Here is a 19,385-nt window from a genome sequence, read left to right on the forward strand (position 1 = left end):
TCTTGGAAGTCTGTTGAAGGCTCTTTTGAATCCAATGTGAATGGGTTCTTTCCTTCTTTTACAAGCTCAGGGTTATATCTCCATAAGTGCCAGTAACCTGCATCCACTGCTTCTTGCTCTCTAAGTTGTGTTTTACCCATGCCGTTTTTGATACCATGAGCGATACAAGGTGAGTATGCAATGATGAGTGATGGTCCATCATAAGCTTCTGCTTCTGTTAAGGCTTTCATGAATTGGTTCTTATTGGATCCCATAGCTACTTGTGCAACATATACGTAACCGTAAGTTGCTGCAATCATACCTAGGTCTTTTTTCTTAACTTCTTTACCACTTGCTGCGAATTTTGCAACCGCTGCAGTTGGTGTTGATTTGGACGCTTGTCCACCTGTGTTTGAGTAAACTTCTGTATCAAATACTAGTATGTTTACATTCTCACCGGCTGCAAGTACATGGTCAAGTCCGCCATAACCAATGTCATAAGCCCATCCGTCACCACCCATGATCCACATGGATTTTTTCGCCAAGTAGTCTTTTTTGGATAATACGTCTGCAACAATTTTCTTAGTTGCTGCGTCTTTGGATGTAATGGTTGAAAGCGCATCTTTAACTGCTTTTGCTGCTTCTTTTGAAGCTTTTGCATCTTCTTTTGCTTCAATCCATGTTTGGAATACTGCTTTAGCTTCTGCAGGTATGTCTGATCCGATAAGCGTATTTAAGTTCATTTCTAAAGAGTTTCTTATTTGCTTAATACCCATGGTCATACCATAACCATACTCAGCGTTGTCCTCAAATAAGGAGTTCGCCCATGCAGGTCCGTTGCCTTCTGCATTTTGTGTAAATACAGTTGCTGGTGCTGAACCACCCCAGATTGAAGAACATCCGGTAGCATTGGCAATCATCATTCTGTCACCATAAAGTTGCGTGATGACTTTTAGGTATGGCGTTTCACCACATCCTGCACAAGCGCCTGAGAATTCAAACAATGGTTGTGAAAATTGGCTACCTTTTAATGTATTTACATCCATAAGGTCTGACTTGTAAGTCACTTCATTGTGTGCATAATCCCAGTTAGCTACTTCTGCCATTTGACCTTCAAGAGGCTTCATGATTAATGATTTTTCTTTGGATGGACAGATGTCGGCACAGTTACCGCAACCTGTACAGTCAAGTGGGCTTACTTGAATCTTGTACTCAAGACCTTCAAATTGCTTTCCAACAGCTTTCTTTGTTTTAAAGCCTTCTGGTGCATTTGCTACTTCATTTTCATCTAATAAGAAAGGACGAATAACTGCGTGAGGACATACGAAGGAGCATTGATTACATTGGATACAGTTGTCTACCTGCCACTCAGGCACGTTGACTGCAATACCACGTTTTTCATATGCTGAGATACCCATTGGGAAAGTGCCATCTTCCCTGCCTTCAAAAGCGCTTACTGGTAATGAATCACCGTTTTGAGCGTTCATAACAAAGGCTACATTCTTGATGAAGTCCGGAACTGTTGTTTCTTCTTCAGCTACGTCTGTTGCAGTTGCCCATGCAGCTGGTACATCAATCTTAACAAGGGCATTAATACCTTTGTCAATTGCAGCATTATTCATGCTAACGATCTTCTCACCTTTTGATCCGTATGATTTGACAACGGCTTCTTTAAGGTATTCAACTGCTTTTTCGATTGGAAGTACATCTGCCAATTTGAAGAAAGCGGCTTGCATAATCATGTTAATTCTGTTGCCTAGACCGATTTCTTCTGCAAGATCGGTTGCGTTTACTGTATAGAATTCAGCATTTTTGTTTGCGATATCTCTTTTTAATGATGCTGGAAGATGTGTATCTAATTCCTCAGTTGTCCAATGTGTATTAAGTACGAATCTTCCACCTTTTTTAAGGCCTTTTAATAGATCGTATTTGTCCACATAGGATTGATTATGACAAGCGATGTAGTCCGCTTCATTGATTAAGTAGGTTGAACGAATCTTCTCTTTACCGAATCTTAAGTGAGAAACTGTAATTCCACCTGATTTTTTGGAGTCATAGGAGAAGTAACCCTGAGCGTACATATCTGTTTTGTCACCAATAATCTTGATGGCTGACTTGTTAGCACCAACGGTACCGTCTGAACCAAGTCCCCAGAACTTACAACGAATAGCTGATTCGTTCTCCGTTACAATGTCTTCACCGATTGGTAAGGATAGTCCTGTTACATCATCAACGATACCGATTGTGAATCCGTTCTTAGGTTGATCTGATTCAAGATTGTCGTAGACTGCTTTTAATACGGTAGGTGTTACGTCTTTTGATCCAAGACCATAACGACCACCAACGATAACTGGTCTGTTTTCAGCGTCATAGAATAACGTTCTAATTTCTTCATATAATGCTTCGCCAAGTGATCCTGGCTCTTTTGATCTATCTAGTACGGCAATCTTCTTAACGCTTTCTGGGAATACATTGAAGAAGTATTTTGCTGAAAATGGTCTGTATAAATGAACTTTGATAAGACCTACTTTTTTGCCCTTAGCATTTAAGTAATCCACTAATTCTTCAAGGGCTTCTGTTACAGATCCCATTGCAATGACAATGTTCTCTGCATCTGGAGCGCCATAATAGTTGAAAGGCTTGTATTCTCTACCAACAATCTTAGAAATCTCAGTCATATAATCGTTAACAACATCTGGAACCGCTGTATAGAAAATATTAGAAGCTTCTTTTGCTTGGAAGAAGATGTCTGGGTTTTGTGCTGTACCTCTTGTTACTGGGTGCTCAGGATTAAGAGCTCTATTTCTAAAGGCATCAACTGCATCCATATCAACTAAATCACTGAATACACTATAGTCAATGGTTTCGATTTTTTGTACTTCATGTGATGTTCTGAAACCATCAAAGAAATGTACAAATGGCACTCTTGACTTGATCGCTGCTAAATGCGCTATCCCGCCTAAGTCCATAACTTCTTGAACTGAGCCGGATGCTAACATTGCAAAACCGGTTTGTCTAGCAGCCATAATGTCTGAATGATCTCCATAGATTGAAAGCGCGTGAGCAGCTATAGCACGAGCACTTACATGGAATACAGCTGGTAAAAGTTCACCTGCCATTTTGTACATATTCGGGATCATAAGCAATAAACCTTGTGACGCTGTATAAGTCGTAGTTAATGCTCCTGCTTGAAGTGAACCGTGTACAGCACCGGATGCACCACCTTCTGATTGTAACTCTGTTACAGAAACGCTTTGACCAAAAATGTTTTTCTTTCCACTTGCTGCCCATTCGTCAGTATATTCTGCCATGTTTGACGATGGGGTAATTGGATAGATTGCTGCTACATCTGTAAATGCATATGCAACATACGCTGCAGCCATATTTCCATCCATTGACTTAAATACTTTGTTAGCCATGTTTTGATTACCTCCATATATTTTTAAAAGATTGATGGTTAGCCTTTTCATAGTGTTTACACCAACCATTAAAACCACAAGGCAATATGAATCATTATTATTTGACGAACAAATAACAATGTTTCTATGCCTTATTGTTTAATAATTAGTATAAGCAATATAATCCACGCTACTTTATATTATATCATACATAAAAACACCATACACTAATGAATTAGTCATGTATTTTATTAGTACAATTAATACGTTTTGACTTTCTTTAATGCTTTGAGTTAGTTATTTTTCTAACATACATTGTATACAATGTACTTTATTATTATAACACATCCTTAGTAAAAAAACATCCTTAATCTTACACAATCAAATAATTTTAATGTTTTTATTTTATACACTTTGAAGCTTTAACATTGGTTAAGGTGTCAAAACTATATAGTTGAACTTTTGCATACAATATATAGTTATGAATGCATCAACGTAATCTATATATTGTATGTAAATTTAGTGAAACTTAGTTTTGACCCTTTAACCAACATTGCTAAAACAAACTTAGTTGGTTGGATTCTTGCATGCCTTCTAGAATACCATTGTCTTTCATAATCTCAATAACCGTCTTGCTAATCTTTGTTCTGGTTCTGAGATCTTCTATGGAAATAAAAGGTCCTTTCTCTCGTTCAAGTACGATGTTCTCTGCGGCCTTCTCCCCCAGCCCTTGAAGGGCACTTAGAGCCGGCATGATCTTACCGTCTATAATCCGAAACTTCTTCGCATCCACTTTGTATAGATCTATAGGAAGAAATTCAATGCCTCTGGCATACATTTCTTGAACGATTTTCATATCTTTTATTGTATCTTTTTCTTTTTTGGTAAACTTCTGTATGCCACCTTCATTAGGATCCATCTCTCGGCTTTTTGCCCGTGATTCTTTTGATTTTAACAGTTGCATATGTTGTTCTAGATGATGCTTGCCATGACACATGGTGCCATAATCAAAATCCGTTGCTCTGATACTAAAATACGTAGCATAATAGGCTTCCTTATAATAGACTTTATAATAGGCGATACGGTAAGCCATCATGACATAGGCTACGGCATGGGCTTTGGGGAACATATACCGAATTTGCTTACAAGACCAGATGTACCACTCTGGGACATCTACCGCTTTCATAGCGGTTTCCATATCTGGTACTAGGCCTTTGCCTTTTCTAACGTCTTCCATTATCTTAAATGAGAGGCCTTTGTCCACACCCATATGAATCAAATAGGTCATAATGTCATCACGCGTAGATATGATTTCTTTAATATTGGCTTTTTTATCTCTTATCAGTTCTTGAGCGTTGTTAAGCCACACATTCTCACCATGAGAAAGTCCGGATATTCTGCACAAATCCGAAAAGCTTTTGGGCTTCGTGTCTTGGAGCATCTGAATAACAAAATCAGTCCCAAACTCCGGTATGCCAAGACAACCCAGATTGGTTCCGCCAATCTGATCTGCCGTAATCTCAAGCGCATCCAAGCCTTGAAAAAGTGACATTACTTTGGGTTCATCCAGTGGTATCTTTGTGGCATCAATACCGGTCAGATCTTCCAACATACGGATCATAGTAGGGTCATCATGACCGAGGATGTCCAGTTTTAATAGATTATGATCAATGGAATGATAATCAAAGTGGGTGGTGATGATGGAGGTCTTCTGGTCATTGGCCGGACGTTGCACAGGGGTAAATTTATATATGGATTGATCTTTGGGTACAACAATAATGCCGCCGGGATGTTGTCCCGTGGTTCTTCTTACGCCTATACAGCCTTGTACCAGTCGATTGATTTCTGCTGTTCTGGCTGTTTGATGATGCTCGTCAAAGTATTTCTTTACAAAGCCAAATGCTGTTTTTTCTGCTAATGTACCAATGGTACCTGCTCTAAACACATGGCCGACACCAAAGAGCTCTTCTGTATATTGATGGGCTATGGCTTGATATTCTCCCGAAAAATTAAGATCTATATCTGGTTCTTTGTCGCCATAGAAACCTAAGAAAGTCTCAAAAGGTATGTCATGTCCTTCTTTTATTAATAGGGTGTCGCACTTAGGGCAGTTTGTGTCCGGCAAGTCACAGCCGGAGTTACCGGAATGATTCTTAATGATGTCTGACTCAAAATCAGAATAATGGCAATTCAGGCATATGTAGTGTGCCGGTAGCGGGTTTACTTCAGTAATGCCGGCCATGGTGGCTGCAAAGGAGGATCCGACAGAACCTCTTGAACCAACCAGATAGCCGTCTTCCATGGATTTCCATACCAGTTTTTGAGCGATGATGTACATCACTGCAAAACCATTGGTAATAATGGAGTTAAGCTCCCTGTCTAGTCTTTCTTTGACCTGTGTTGGTAATTTTTCCCCATAAATGGACATGGCTTTTTCATAACATATGTTGGTCAGTGTCTCATCTGAGCCTTCTATGACCGGTGGGTATTTTTCCGGTGGTACAGGGTCAATCTTTTCAATACTATCCATGATTTTGTTAGTATTGGTTACCACCACTTCATAGGCTTTTTCCCGACCCAAATATGAAAATTCCTCTAGCATTTCTTCTGTGGTTCTAAAGTAAAGAGGCGCTTGCTGGTCTGCATCCCCAAAGCCTTTGCCCGCCATTAGGATACGTCTGTAGACCTCATCTTCCGGATCGATAAAATGAACGTCACACGTTGCGACCACCATTTTCTGATGCTCTTCTCCTAGTGCAACGATTTTCTTATTGATCTCTTTTAAGGCATCCCAGTCATCTACGGCTTCGTTTCGAATTAAAAATTCATTGTTAGCTAGGGGCTGAATCTCATAATAATCATAAAAATCACAAAGTCGGTCTATTTCTTCTTTGGGCTTATCTTCAAGCACCGCTTTGTATAGTTCGCCGGCTTCACAGGCTGTACCGATTAAAAGACCTTCCCTTAATGTATTAAAGATACTTTTGGGTATTTTGGGCTGTCTGTAAAAATAATCTAGATGCGCTTTTGAGACCAGCTCATATAGATTTCTAAGGCCGACTAAGTTTTTTGCTAATATGATGGCATGGGCCGCACGGAGCCTTTTTACTTCTCTGATAGATTGGTTGGCGTAGGTTAAAATACCTTCTACGGTGTGGATATTTATCTGATTCATGTGTTCAAACATCTTGAGCACTATATGCGCGGTTGCTTCTGCATCGTCTACAGCACGGTGAGCATTTATGAGTGGCACATTATAATGCTTGGCAATTGTTTGAAGCTTGTGGTTATGCAAATCCGGCAAAAATATTCTAGCCAGTTCTAAGGTGTCAAGGGTGGTGTTTTTTATTTTAATGTCCAATTTCTTGGCAAAATACTCAATAAAACCAAGATCGAAATCCGCATTATGGGCAACTAAAATGCTGTCTCCACAAAATGTCAGGAAGTTCCTTAGTTCTTCTTCTATGGTAGGGGCATCTTTGACCATGGTTATATCTATGCCTGTTAATTTTTGTACTTTAATGGGTATGCTTCGCTCCGGATTAATAAAGGTGCTATATCGTTCTACGATCTTACCTTCTTTGATCTTGACGGCTCCGATCTCAGTTATCTTGTCTTTACCGGCATAAAAGCCTGTTGTTTCAATATCAAAGACCACATATTCGCTATTAAGATTCTGTCCTCTCGGATGTCTTATGATGTCTTTTAAATCATCTACCAAATAGGCTTCAACACCATAAAGAATCTTAAAATCATCTGAAGGATCAATGGCGTGAAAAGCTTCGGGAAAAGCCTGTACCACACCGTGATCTGTTATAGCCATGGCTTTGTGTCCCCATTCCTTGGCTCTTGTAATTAGTGCTTTGGCACTGGTCATTCCGTCCATATCACTCATTTGTGTATGAACATGTAATTCTACTCTTTTTTCCTGAGCTTGATCCATCTTCTTAAGTCTAAAGTCTTCTGTTTTTTCCATGGTACTGATCATTATGCCCAGTTCATTAGAAAAGGTGTCAAAGGCAACGCGACCTTCCAATCGCACAAACATATTCTTAGTCAACATTGAGACGATTCGATCTTCAAATTCTTCTTTTTTTAAAAAGGCTTTACAGGTGATGGAATTTGTAAAATCGGTGATGTCTATAATCAGCAATACTTTACCTGATTTTGTTATTCGAATCTCTTGACTTAAGACAAATCCTTCAATAATGATTCTATCATAGTCACCATTTAAGTCTTTGATTTTTGTAATAATACCGCTGATACCCTTTCTTCCGATTATTAGATTGTCTGGCAATGGTTTGCCTTTTCCTTTTGGCATATCCGGTGCTTTGACTTCTTTTACGCCTGATTGAGACGGGTTGCTACAAGATATCATCATGTCTTTGATGAGTTTCTTCTCTTCTCTTTTACGGTTCTCTACAAATTCTTCAAATACACTATGGTGTTTTTCTTTTCTTATAAAAGCCACTTTAAGATCTATATCGAATTTCATCTTAAATGTCAATTGGATAAACTGATCAATGGTGTATTGTTTCATATAATCATAGTCAAATTCTTCCAATGCATAGGTCAGTTGTTCCTCTTCCCACTGTGGTTCTAACAGACCTAGCTTGGCCGCCACAAAGGGGCTTTCTTCTTTGATGAGATACATGAGACTTGGCTGGTAATAAGCATAGAGTTCTTTGATATCTAAGCCATGATTGGTCGCGTAACGTTCTTCTATACGCACAAATAGGCCTTCTTCATCTAAGAATTCCACAATCTTGTCTCTTAATAATTGGATAATCTGAGGATGAATGACCTGCTTGAGCAACATCTGTATATAAAGTTTATTCTGGTCTTTATTAAAATATACGTTTTCTATAAGGGCATCATCAAAAACCCGGTTCAACTGACCGGTTAAGGGGATACCTCGAAATACTTCGTCTAATTTTTTACTCACAGATTGATCACCTTACTTGTCGTCATTATTTCTGTCATCAAGGCTTCTACCAGTTCTTCTTCTTTAACTTTTTTGATGATAACACCTTTTTTGAAGATAATGCCAAGACCTTTGCCACCGGCTAGACCAATATCTGCTTCTCTGGCTTCGCCTGGTCCATTGACGATACAACCCATGACAGCGACCTTGATGTTTATGTCTAAGTCTGCACATCTTTTTTCTACTTCATTGGCGATACCAATCAGATTAATGTCTGTTCGTCCACACGTCGGACAGGATATAATCTCTATGCCATGGTTCTCATAGCCTAAGGCCTTCATTATTTGTTTTCCGACTTTTATTTCTTCTATTGGCTTATCCGTTAGAGAGACCCGTATGGTATCTCCAAAGCCTTCTGCCAACATGGCGCCAAGTCCTACGGCCGACTTAATGGTGCCTGCCCAAGCTGTTCCGGATTCTGTGATACCAAGATGAAGAGGGTAATCGATTTCTTTTGTTATCTGTCTATAGGCTTCTATGGATTTGATGACATCTGAAGATTTGATGGATACGACCAATTGATTATAGCCTAGTGCTTCTATGGCTCTACATTGATTAAGGGCACTCTCTACTAAGGATTCTGACGTAGGGTGTCCATATTTGGCCAGAATCTCCTTCTCCAAGGAACCACTGTTAACACCAACACGTATGGGTATTTTTCTTGCCTTGCAAGCATCTACCACTTTTTTGAGACGATCACTTGTGCCAATATTACCTGGGTTGATTCGAATCTTATCGGCACCGTTTTCAATGGAGGCCAATGCCAGTCTATAGTCAAAATGTATGTCTGCCACAAGTGGGATATGAATCTGTTTCTTGATTGCTTTTATGGCCAGTGCTGCTTCCATGGTGGGCACGGCCACGCGAATGATATCACATCCGGCCTGCTCCAATTCAAGAATCTGACTTACCGTGGCTTCTATGTTTTCTGTTTTGGTGTTGGTCATGGATTGTATAGCAATCTTATGACCGCCACCTATTGTGACGTTACCTATTTGAATGGTTCTTGTCTGTGTTCTGTTCATACGCACTCCTATATCTTATGTCTTTGGGACTTTTTATTCGACTTTATTTGTCTTACTGTACAATCTTTATTGTAAAGGTATGGAGGGTATTAATCAATGGTGAATTCGCATAAAAAATATTTTATACCCGTCATTAAGACTTTACCCATATATAAAAATAAAGCTGTCTCAGGTTACAATCTGAGTCAGCTTTATTTTTATTTTAGTAATCCTTTGAGTGATTCCAAATGTCCTTCTTCTTCTTTGATGATAATCTCAAGTGTTTCTTTTGTTTTTTCTTTGGAATATTCATATATATCTTTGTAATACTGAAGGGTTAATGTTTCTGTTGTGATGCCTTCTAATATGGCTTCTCTATTGGTTTCAATGTCTTTGATTTCTCTAGAAAATCCGGCACTTTGAGCAAATGCTTCAAAAAAACTGGTTACAGACTCATCAAACATATAGTCAAAGGCGCCTGCTTCTTTGCTGGTCTCATCTAATAGGTTTTGAAAAAATGCTTTGTGGCGGCGCTCATCGTCAGCCAGTCTTAAGAATAATGACCTAATCTCGCCTTCAGACTTTTTCGCATAGTCTTCATAAAACTTAATACCCATATCTTCCATACCGATTGCAAATTTAATGACTTCTAGATTTGAAAATGATGGTTTCATCTTATTCCCTCTTTTCCATAATAAATATTAGTTAATAAACATTCGTTGAAGTTGTTATGTTTTTAACAATATTTAAGGCTTCAAAACTATATCGTTGAACTTTCACATACAATATATAGTTATGAATGTATCCAGGTAATCTAAATGTTGTATGCGAATTAAGTTTAGCTTAGTTTTGATGCCTTAAACTTACTTGTTACTTTATCATAAAACAGGCCCCTCGTCAATAAGACGGCATCTCCATGAAGGTAATAAAATTATTTCGCGTCTTATAATAGTCCTTATTTTGCCAATTCAAAGATAGCCAAAATATCTGACTTAGTAAGCTGTACAAAGGAACCCATGGTGGTGGTGCCGTTATTGGTTGCTTTATTGGCCATTTCTTCAAATCGTAAGTCATCTATGTTGACTTGTGATAATCTTATTGGCATGCCTATTAGTTTATAGAAGTTTTCCATTGCCTCAATACCATTCATAGCTGTTTCTTCTAAGTTCATGGTATTGATCTCAATATCAAACACCCGGTTAGCAAATTGGGCGAATCTTGGTATGTCCGTTTTATAGACATGCTTCATCCATGCAGGGAAAATAATACTTAGGCCTGCACCATGGGCAATATCGTAAATACCACTGAGTTCGTGTTCAATCCCATGAGATGACCAATCCCCTTGTCGTCCTGTACCAACTAAGTCATTGTGGGCTAATGTGCCGGCCCACATAATTTCAGCTCTGGCATCATAGTCATCCGGAACTTGGTTTAGAATCTGAGCCTGTTTGATGACACTTTTCATTATGGCTTCAGCCAATCGGTCTGTTAAATCTACTTTAATGACTCTGGTGAAATACCGTTCCATAACATGGGCTAGCATATCTGAAATACCACATGCTGTTTGATATGCCGGTAAAGTAAAGGTTAGTTCAGGATTAAGAAGGGCAAACACCGGTCTTAGATTCAAGCTTCCAATATCTCTTTTCCATAAACCGTCTTCATTGGTAACCACTGACCCACCACTGGATTCGCTGCCGGCTGCCGGGATTGTTAAGACAACACCGATTGGTAGACATTCATCGAATGTACCTTCCCTCATATATAATTCCCAGACATCCCCTTGATAATAGAATCCGGCTGCAATGCCTTTGGCAGAGTCAATAACACTTCCCCCACCAACCGCCAAGATAAAGTCAACTTGTTCCTCACGACATAATCTTATGCCTTCTCGTACCAGACTCACTCTTGGGTTGGCAACAACGCCACCCAGTTCCACATACTCTACTTTTGCTTCTTGTAGACTGTCGATTACACGGTCATACAGACCACTTTTTTTGATGCTGCCACCACCATAATGCAGCAATACTTTTTTTGCATTGGCACTTACCAGTTCACCAACTTGTTCTTCTACTTTTTTGCCAAATATAATTTTTGTTTTATTATCAAATTCAAAATTCAACATAATTTATTTCCTACTTTCTTTACTTGGGTTTCACTTTTTACGAAAAAGCGGCTTTGACAATATCATTGAACAAAATGAGTACCATCAAAATCATGAGTAATACATAACCTACAAAGTGAATAAATCCTTCTTTATTTGGGTCGACGGGTTTACCGCGTAAAGCTTCTATCGCTATGAAAACGATTCGGCCACCATCAAGCGCTGGAATAGGTAATAAGTTCATAACCCCTAGGTTTGCACTAAGGAGCACAATATAAAAAGCTACAGTGGCTATGACGGATTTTATACCATATTGGATACTCTCTTGATAGCCGCTACTGATTTCGCCAACAATACCTACAGGACCTGCAATATCATTGCCGGATATACCACCGGTAATCAATTGACCTAATGAATATATGACGATTTTTATCCAAAATACGATTTCTATAGCTGCATTTTTTAGGATTTCTATAGGGTTTTTGATGTCAATGAAGGTGAAGTTGACACCTAAACGATAAATACCGTCTTCACCTACATTCGGTTCCATTACATAAGTTATTTTCTCACCACCACGTTTGACGGTTAATTCCATCTGACTTGGTTTCTCTGTGTTTAAGTATATTCTTATTTCTTTGGATGTTAAGACGCTTCTTTCATTATAACCGATAATCCGATCCCCTGCTTGTACGCCGGACTCATATGCCGGATAGCCTTCTACAACTTCACTGATGGTAGATGTCGTGCCGCCAACCAAACTGATGTAAACAATAGCAAAGAAAAAAGCCAATAAAAAGTTAAATAAGGGGCCTGCAAAAATAACTTGAAATCTAGCCCATGTTGATTTACTTGAATACGCTCTGGGGTCATCTTCCACTTCTTGATCTTCACCCAGCATCCTGCAAAAGCCACCAAAAGGAATGGCTCTAATGGAATACAAGGTGTCTTCCACTTTTTTCCCTACAATCTTGGGGCCCATGCCGATGGCAAATTCTTCTACCAATATACCTGCTTTTCTAGCAAATAAAAAATGTCCTAATTCATGGATTAATATAATAAGTCCAAATATTAATATGGATACTACAATGCTCATTTTTATCACCTATTTCTGACAATATTCCTTGTCCAGCTCTCTATTTCTATAACGTCGGTTTCATCTTTACATATTGTCACATTATGTTTTGTCATAGCTTGATCTATAATTGTGACTATATCTTTGTATTTTATTTCTTGTTTCAAAAACATGTCTACTGCTGATTCATTGGCCGCATTGTAAACGATTGGCATGGAACCGCCTTCTCTTAATGCGTCAAAGGCCAAAGCCAATCCTCTAAAGACTTGTAAATCCGGTTCTTCAAAGGTTAAAGTCCCTATGTCGCCCAGCTTTAATCTTGGATATGGGTTAATGACCCGCTCTGGATATGCTAATGCATATTGTATGGGCAGCTTCATGTCCGGCAGTCCCATTTGAGCTATGATGGACCCGTCTATAAACTCTACCATGGAATGTACAATGCTTTGTGGATGAACGACCACCTGAATCTGTTCTCTTCTTAAGTCAAACAGCCATTTTGCTTCTATCACTTCAAGTCCTTTATTAACTAAGGTAGATGAGTCTATGGTAATCTTGGCACCCATGGACCAGTTCGGATGTTTGAGTGCTTGCTCTAAAGTAACTTCTTCTAAACGCTGCTTGGTATAGCCCCGAAATGGCCCACCTGAAGCTGTTAAGATAATGGACTCAACCGCTGACGTCTGTTCACCGTTTAAACACTGAAAGATAGCTGAATGTTCGCTGTCTACAGGCAATAGTCTTACATTATGTTTCTTTATCAGGTCCATGATGACTGCACCGGCTGTTACCAAGGTTTCTTTGTTAGCCAATGCAATATCTTTACCTGACTTAATGGCTGCAATGGTTGGTCTTAGTCCTATCATACCTACAATGGCTGTTACGACTAGGTTGATTTCACTAAGGGTCGATACGGTTATTAAACCATCCATACCCCATAAAACTTCCGTCTTATGACCTATCTTCTTCTGTAGGGTCATGGCCTTTTTTTCATCCATAACCACAACGCATTGGGGGTTAAACTCATGAATCTGTTGTTCGAGCAACTCAATGTTCTGATTGGCTGTTAAGGCGACTATTTCAATGTTTTTTTGCTCTCTGATGACTTCCAGTGTCTGTTTTCCAATGGATCCTGTTGATCCTAATATGGTTATTTTACGCATATTTACCCTCTTTTTATTATTCCACTATATAATTTCTCTGAATCTAGTATAGCATAGTTACGATGATATAGACATATGGTGCTGTGAAAAGTATGCTGTCCAGTCGGTCTAAAATACCACCGTGTCCAGGTATGATGGTGCCAAAATCTTTAATCTCTGTTTGTCGCTTCATGGCTGAGCCTACTAAGTCGCCTATCTGAGATACCACCGATCCGAATATACCGATGGCAAAAAACATTGGCAATGTCACCCAGGTATCTACTAGTCCATACTGTAACATCAATATGCCAAAGACTGTGCATAAAATACCTGCACCTAAAATGCCACCTACGGCGCCTTCTATGGTTTTTTTTGGACTTAACTTTGGCACCAGTTTGTTTTTGCCAAAATTAATCCCAACAAAGTAAGCCGCGCTGTCACTACCAAAGGCTATGATAAATATAAGCCATACGGACCATATGCCTTCCGGTGTGGTCTCTCTTACTAATGCAATATGTAGCAGTAGATAGAGTATATAGACCATACCAAAGGTTAAAAAACCTAATTGATCTAAGGATATCTTAGGGTATTTGAAGACATATATACCTAGTGACATAGCTATGAAGATCAAAACAGATAAATTCATATAGGTGTAATCTCCTATCCAAAATAAACTGTAGGTAATGATGACCAACAAAAAAGCCATACCTCTTAGCAATCGATCTTCTAGCTTTACGGCTGCAAAAAATTCGTTGAGGCCGATAATGGTTACAACGCATAGAACTATGATTAATGGTAGTCTACCATACCATAATAAAAAAATGATTAATGGCAATAATAAGACTGCAGTTATTATTCTAGCTTTCATCTTTTAGGCCTCCAAATCTTCTGTTCACTTTGTTATAGGCGATTATCGCCTCCATCAAATCTTCACTGGTAAAATCCGGCCAATGTTTTTTTGCAAAGAAATATTCACTATACGCCAATTGCCAAATTAAGAAGTTGCTAGATCTCAACTCACCACTTGTTCTTATCATAAGTTCTGGGTCCGGAATTTCTTTGGTATCTAAAAACTTTGCAAATAGACTTTCATCCAGTTCAATCTTAGGGTTGTTTTCTTTTTCTATTTCATAAGCTTTAATAGCTCTTATAATCTCATCTCTACCACCATAATTAATGGCAATCTGCAAGGTCAGTCCTGTATGATCCTTTGAAGCGGCTTCTAAACTTTCTATGGCATCCCTTATGTCCGGTTCCAAGTCAGACCTTCTTCCTATTACAACGACCCGCATATTGTCTTTTCGGGCGTTCTTGATACTGTCTTTTAGATACTGACGCAATAACCCCATCAAAAAAGAAACTTCAGAAGTTGGTCGCTTCCAGTTTTCTGTTGAAAAAGCATATACAGTAAGATACTTAATGCCCATGTCACTGGCTGCTCGCGCAATGACCTTTAGGTTATCGCTCCCGCTTTTGTGTCCGTAGGATCTTTTTTTTCCTTGATTCTTTGCCCATCTGCCGTTACCATCCATAATAATAGCAACGTGCTTTGGTATGTTTAATTGGTTTGTTGTTGTCATATCAGACATCGCCACCTCAGTATTAAATATTCATCAGTCTACTAAAACGCCCCTCCAAGGAGGGGCACTCTCTTAATCTATTGGTTTTATTTATACAGTCATGATTTCTTTTATCTTGTTTTCAACATGGTTATCGATGTCTAGAATAAATCGATCTGTCAGTTTTTGAGTCTGGTCTTCCAAATCTTTTAAGTCATCTTCTGTGATCTCATGGACTTTTTCAGCTTTTTTAAAATGGTCTATAGCATCACGTCGTATATTTCTTATGGCTATTTTTGACTCTTCGCCTTTTTTCTTAATATCTTTTGTAAGTTCCATTCGTCGTTCTTCTGTTAACTCTGGAAAAATTAAGCGAATAATCTTACCATCACTGTTAGGTGTTATGCCGATGTCGGAAGCATGTAAAGCTCTCTCAATATCTTTTACAATCTTAACATCCCAAGGTTGGATCATTAGCACACGAGCTTCCGGTACTGTTATATTACCTACTTGGTTAAGAGGGGTAGCTTGTCCATAATAGTCAACAGTCACTTTGTCAAGAACATGAGGATTGGCTCTTCCAGCTCGAATACTAATAAACTCACCTTCAAGTACATGAACTGTTTTTTCCATTTTTTCCTCATACTTTTTTAATTCATCATACATACTAAATCCTCCTATACCGTTACAACGGTTCCATTTATTTTGTCACTGACGGCATTGACAATACTGTCCTCATCATTTAAGTAGAACACGGACATAGGCATCTTATGCTCTAAACACATGATTGCTGCCGTATGGTCCATAACCTTGAGGTTTTTATTAATCACTTCTGATAAACTGATTGTGTCAAACTTAACAGCTTCTTCATTGGATTTTGGGTCCGCGTCATAGACACCATCGATGTTTTTTGCAAGGAGTATAATCTCAGCTTCAATCTCAATTGCTCTAAGTGCCGCACCAGTATCAGTTGAAAAATAGGGATGTCCTGTACCACCCGCAAAAAAAACAACACATCCTTTTTTTAGATGCTTGAGTGCAGAATCCTTGGAGAAGCGTTCTGTCATCATACCTACCTCAAATGGGGTTTGTACAACGGTATCTATACCAATGGTTCTAAACATAGCTGATGTGTATAGGGCATTCATTATGGTCGCCATCATGCCAATCTCATCTGCTTTGGTTCGATCCATGAAGTTACAGCTTCTACCACGCCAGAAATTACCACCACCAATTACCACACCGATTTCTACACCTTTTTCAATCAGTTTTTTTACCTGGCTTGCTACAATCATCACGTTAGATTCATCAAATCCTACGGATTTGTCACCTGCCAGTGCTTCACCACTAAGTTTTAACAACACTCTTTTATAATTGGACATTTCAACACCTCTAATAATTAATTTAACATATGTTTGGATTATTTACCAGTCTAAAAAAAAGAAGCACAATAGTGCTTCTTCATTATATCTCTTAACCTTGCATTTGTCTTGCAACTTCTTCAGCAAAGTTCTCTGATTTCTTCTCAATGCCTTCGCCTGTTTCAAAACGTGTAAATGCCTTGACTTTGATATTTGCACCTTGCTCTTTGGCTACTTGCTCAACATACTTGGCTACTGTAAGGTCACTGTCTTTTACATAGGCTTGATCTAACAAGCAGATTTCTTTAAGTTGCTTATTCAAACGACCTATAATCATTTTGTCAATGATGCTCTCCGGTTTGTCAGGGTTTTCATTTTTTGCTTGCTCTTTTAGTATTGCACGCTCTTTTTCAATGTAGGTTTCTGATACTTCTGCACGATCAACATGAAGTGGACTTACTGCTGCAATTTGCATAGCAAGGTTACGTCCACATTCAGCAACGGCATCGTTTACGAGATCTGACTCTAGTTCTACAAGTACTCCGATTTTTCCGCCCATATGAATGTAGGAAGCAACGACACCATTTTCTACTGATACTTTCTTGAAGCGTCTGATTTTTAAGTTTTCACCAATAACAGAGATCTTACTGGTTAGTACATCATTAACCGTTGAGCCTGCTTCAAAAATACTTTCTTCAGCTAAAAAAGCGTCAATATCTTCTGCTGTTGTTTTTGCTGCTTGTTTAGCAACTTCTTGAACATAATTTTTGAATATATCATTCTTAGCTACAAAATCTGTCTCTGAATTCACTTCAACGATTGAAGCAATATTGCCATCAACAAATGTATCTACAAGTCCTTCAGCAGCTATTCTACCTGCTTTTTTTGCTGCTTTTGCAAGACCTTTTTCTCTTAGTACCTCTACTGCTTTTTCCATGTCACCATTTGCTTCAGTCAACGCATTTTTACAATCCATCATGCCTGCGCCGGTGCTTTCTCTTAATTCTTTTACCATTGCTGCTGTTATTGCCATGATCTTACCTCCATAATGTTATCTTATTTTTTATTCTTAACGAAAAAAATGCTTCAACCATTAAGGGTTGAAGCATCAATGGTTTTATTCAGCTGCCACTTCTTCTGCTGGATGATTTTGTAATCCTTGATTCGCTTCAATAACCGCATCTGCCATTTTGCCAGTTAATAGTTTTACTGCTCTGATGGCATCATCGTTACCTGGTATAACATAATCGATTTCGTCTGGATCACAGTTTGTATCTACGATGGATACAAGAGGAATATTTAAAATATGTGCTTCTTGTATTGCAATTCTTTCTTTTCTTGGATCTACGATAAAAATAATGTCAGGAATCTTCTTCATTTCCTTGATACCACCAAGGTTTCTCTCAAGTTTTTCCATTTCATGTTTCATACCGATGACTTCTTTTTTCGTGTATAAATCAAATGAACCATCTTCTTGCATTCTTTCAAGCTCTTTCAATCGTCTTACGCGTCCTTGAATGGTCTTGAAGTTTGTTAACATACCACCCAACCATCTTTGATTGATATAGAACATGCCACAACGTTCTGCTTCTGCTTTGATGGATTCTTGTGCTTGCTTTTTGGTTCCGACAAACAATACCGTACCGCCGTCTGCTACAACATCTTTGATTGCGTAGTATGCTTTGTCTACAAGTCCTGTTGTCTTCTGTAAGTCAATGATGTATATCCCATTTCTTTCAGTGTAGATATACTCTTTCATTTTTGGATTCCATCTTCTTGTTTGATGTCCGAAGTGAACCCCTGCTTCTAATAATTGTTTCATTGAAATAACGCCCATTTTAGTACCTCCGTTTTGGTTGATTTCTTCCGCATCCTTCGTCTTTTTCACAGACCACCCTTTGGTAGCACCTTGTCAAAAATCCAAATGCGTGCTATTTTCACGTCTGCTATTGTATCATATCAAGGTCACATTAGCAAGTATTATTACAAAGGAAGCATCTTCTATTATTCCGAAGGTACTTCCTTATATTCCATACCATAGCTTTTCGCCATTTTTATTATATAATCCTTTGTTAATAGGTCAACGTCTTTGATTTCCGTTATATATATCATGCCTAAGTCTCTGGCTATTTCTACGATTTCTTCATTGGTATGTGTCTGTTTTGTCTGAGTCGTTTGCAGATGAACAATGAGACCATAAAAAATTATGGACATGATAATCAATGTTGTCCCTACTCCTTTTAAGAAGCCTTTTATTTCATTTTTTTCCATAGGAGCCTCATTCAAATAAGTTGATGACCAACTGTACTTCACCTTGACCAATGTTTAAGACTTTGGCTATTTCAGACGCCGGATAGCCTTGACGTTTTAGTTCCAAAATCTTCATATTGGTATTGATGGTGGCTGTATTTATTGTTTTTAGTTCTGTTTTTACTTCCTCTTTTACTTCTGTCGATACCTGAAGGTTATTTTTTGTCGCCTCTTCTTGGTAATGGGGCATCTGAATCTGATACACCTTCTTCTCTTTTTCTGAGATCATTTGATAAAGGAATAGAAGTTCTTTATGCTTTTTTTCCATTTCTTTTTGAACATAATCATGGTATTCGTTCATTTCTAGTATTTTTTCATTGATGATGCTGATCTGTTTCCGAAAGGTTTCATCATCAAGGGCTGCTTCATCTTGATTCATTGTTTTTTTAGTCCCATCATATAGGAAACTTAAAACGATAAACAATATACCTATTGCAATAAAACCTATTGTTAATCCATCATATATTGTCAC

General features: G+C 38.5%; 15 protein-coding genes. All 15 read right to left on the reverse strand.

Translation table 11 applies throughout. From position 1 onward, the window contains the following. A partial coding sequence (gene nifJ / locus AC6F8J_RS03395) for a pyruvate:ferredoxin (flavodoxin) oxidoreductase (protein ID WP_500721006.1) occupies positions 1-3,398 on the reverse strand: 3,398 nt, incomplete at its 3' end. Between the two features lie 535 nt (positions 3,399-3,933). Continuing rightward, positions 3,934-8,322 (reverse strand): PolC-type DNA polymerase III, encoded by a 4,389-nt coding sequence (locus AC6F8J_RS03400; protein WP_500721008.1) that lies wholly within the window; start codon positions 8,320-8,322, stop codon positions 3,934-3,936. Next, positions 8,319-9,386: a flavodoxin-dependent (E)-4-hydroxy-3-methylbut-2-enyl-diphosphate synthase gene (gene ispG / locus AC6F8J_RS03405; RefSeq protein ID WP_500721010.1), complete on the reverse strand. Its 1,068-nt coding sequence runs from the start codon at positions 9,384-9,386 to the stop codon at positions 8,319-8,321. The genes AC6F8J_RS03400 and ispG overlap by 4 nt, the downstream gene beginning before the upstream one ends. 197 nt (positions 9,387-9,583) lie before the next feature. Then, the gene (locus tag AC6F8J_RS03410) at positions 9,584-10,039 is read right to left on the reverse strand and encodes a ferritin family protein (RefSeq protein WP_500721012.1); all 456 of its coding nucleotides are present in this window, start codon (positions 10,037-10,039) and stop codon (positions 9,584-9,586) included. Between the two features lie 281 nt (positions 10,040-10,320). Then, positions 10,321-11,490 carry an iron-containing alcohol dehydrogenase gene (locus AC6F8J_RS03415; RefSeq protein WP_500721014.1) on the reverse strand — a complete coding sequence of 390 codons (1,170 nt, stop codon included), beginning with the start codon at positions 11,488-11,490 and terminating at the stop codon, positions 10,321-10,323. 37 nt (positions 11,491-11,527) lie between these two features. Further along, positions 11,528-12,562 carry a site-2 protease family protein gene (locus tag AC6F8J_RS03420; protein WP_500721016.1) on the reverse strand — a complete coding sequence of 345 codons (1,035 nt, stop codon included), beginning with the start codon at positions 12,560-12,562 and terminating at the stop codon, positions 11,528-11,530. A gap of 5 nt (positions 12,563-12,567) precedes the next feature. Further along, positions 12,568-13,704 carry a 1-deoxy-D-xylulose-5-phosphate reductoisomerase gene (locus tag AC6F8J_RS03425; protein ID WP_500721018.1) on the reverse strand — a complete coding sequence of 379 codons (1,137 nt, stop codon included), beginning with the start codon at positions 13,702-13,704 and terminating at the stop codon, positions 12,568-12,570. 43 nt (positions 13,705-13,747) lie between these two features. After that, the gene (locus AC6F8J_RS03430; protein WP_500721019.1) at positions 13,748-14,551 is read right to left on the reverse strand and encodes a phosphatidate cytidylyltransferase; all 804 of its coding nucleotides are present in this window, start codon (positions 14,549-14,551) and stop codon (positions 13,748-13,750) included. Further along, positions 14,541-15,263: an undecaprenyl pyrophosphate synthase gene (gene uppS / locus AC6F8J_RS03435; protein ID WP_500721021.1), complete on the reverse strand. Its 723-nt coding sequence runs from the start codon at positions 15,261-15,263 to the stop codon at positions 14,541-14,543. Before uppS ends, AC6F8J_RS03430 begins: the two co-directional genes overlap by 11 nt. A gap of 90 nt (positions 15,264-15,353) precedes the next feature. Then, on the reverse strand, positions 15,354-15,908 hold the full coding sequence (gene frr / locus AC6F8J_RS03440) for a ribosome recycling factor (RefSeq protein WP_500721023.1): 555 nt from the start codon (positions 15,906-15,908) through the stop codon (positions 15,354-15,356). Between the two features lie 11 nt (positions 15,909-15,919). Further along, a complete protein-coding gene (gene pyrH / locus AC6F8J_RS03445) occupies positions 15,920-16,624 on the reverse strand; it encodes a UMP kinase (protein WP_500721025.1) in 705 nt (234 codons plus the stop codon). Between the two features lie 91 nt (positions 16,625-16,715). Continuing rightward, a complete protein-coding gene (gene tsf / locus AC6F8J_RS03450) occupies positions 16,716-17,636 on the reverse strand; it encodes a translation elongation factor Ts (protein WP_500721027.1) in 921 nt (306 codons plus the stop codon). Positions 17,637-17,720: 84 nt separating this feature from the next. Further along, a complete protein-coding gene (gene rpsB, locus AC6F8J_RS03455) occupies positions 17,721-18,440 on the reverse strand; it encodes a 30S ribosomal protein S2 (RefSeq protein ID WP_275841764.1) in 720 nt (239 codons plus the stop codon). A gap of 167 nt (positions 18,441-18,607) precedes the next feature. Continuing rightward, on the reverse strand, positions 18,608-18,874 hold the full coding sequence (locus AC6F8J_RS03460; RefSeq protein ID WP_500721029.1) for a hypothetical protein: 267 nt from the start codon (positions 18,872-18,874) through the stop codon (positions 18,608-18,610). Between the two features lie 7 nt (positions 18,875-18,881). After that, complete coding sequence (locus tag AC6F8J_RS03465; RefSeq protein ID WP_500721031.1) at positions 18,882-19,385, reverse strand: DUF6115 domain-containing protein; 504 nt, start codon at positions 19,383-19,385, stop codon at positions 18,882-18,884.

The organism is Petrocella sp. (assembly GCF_059865615.1).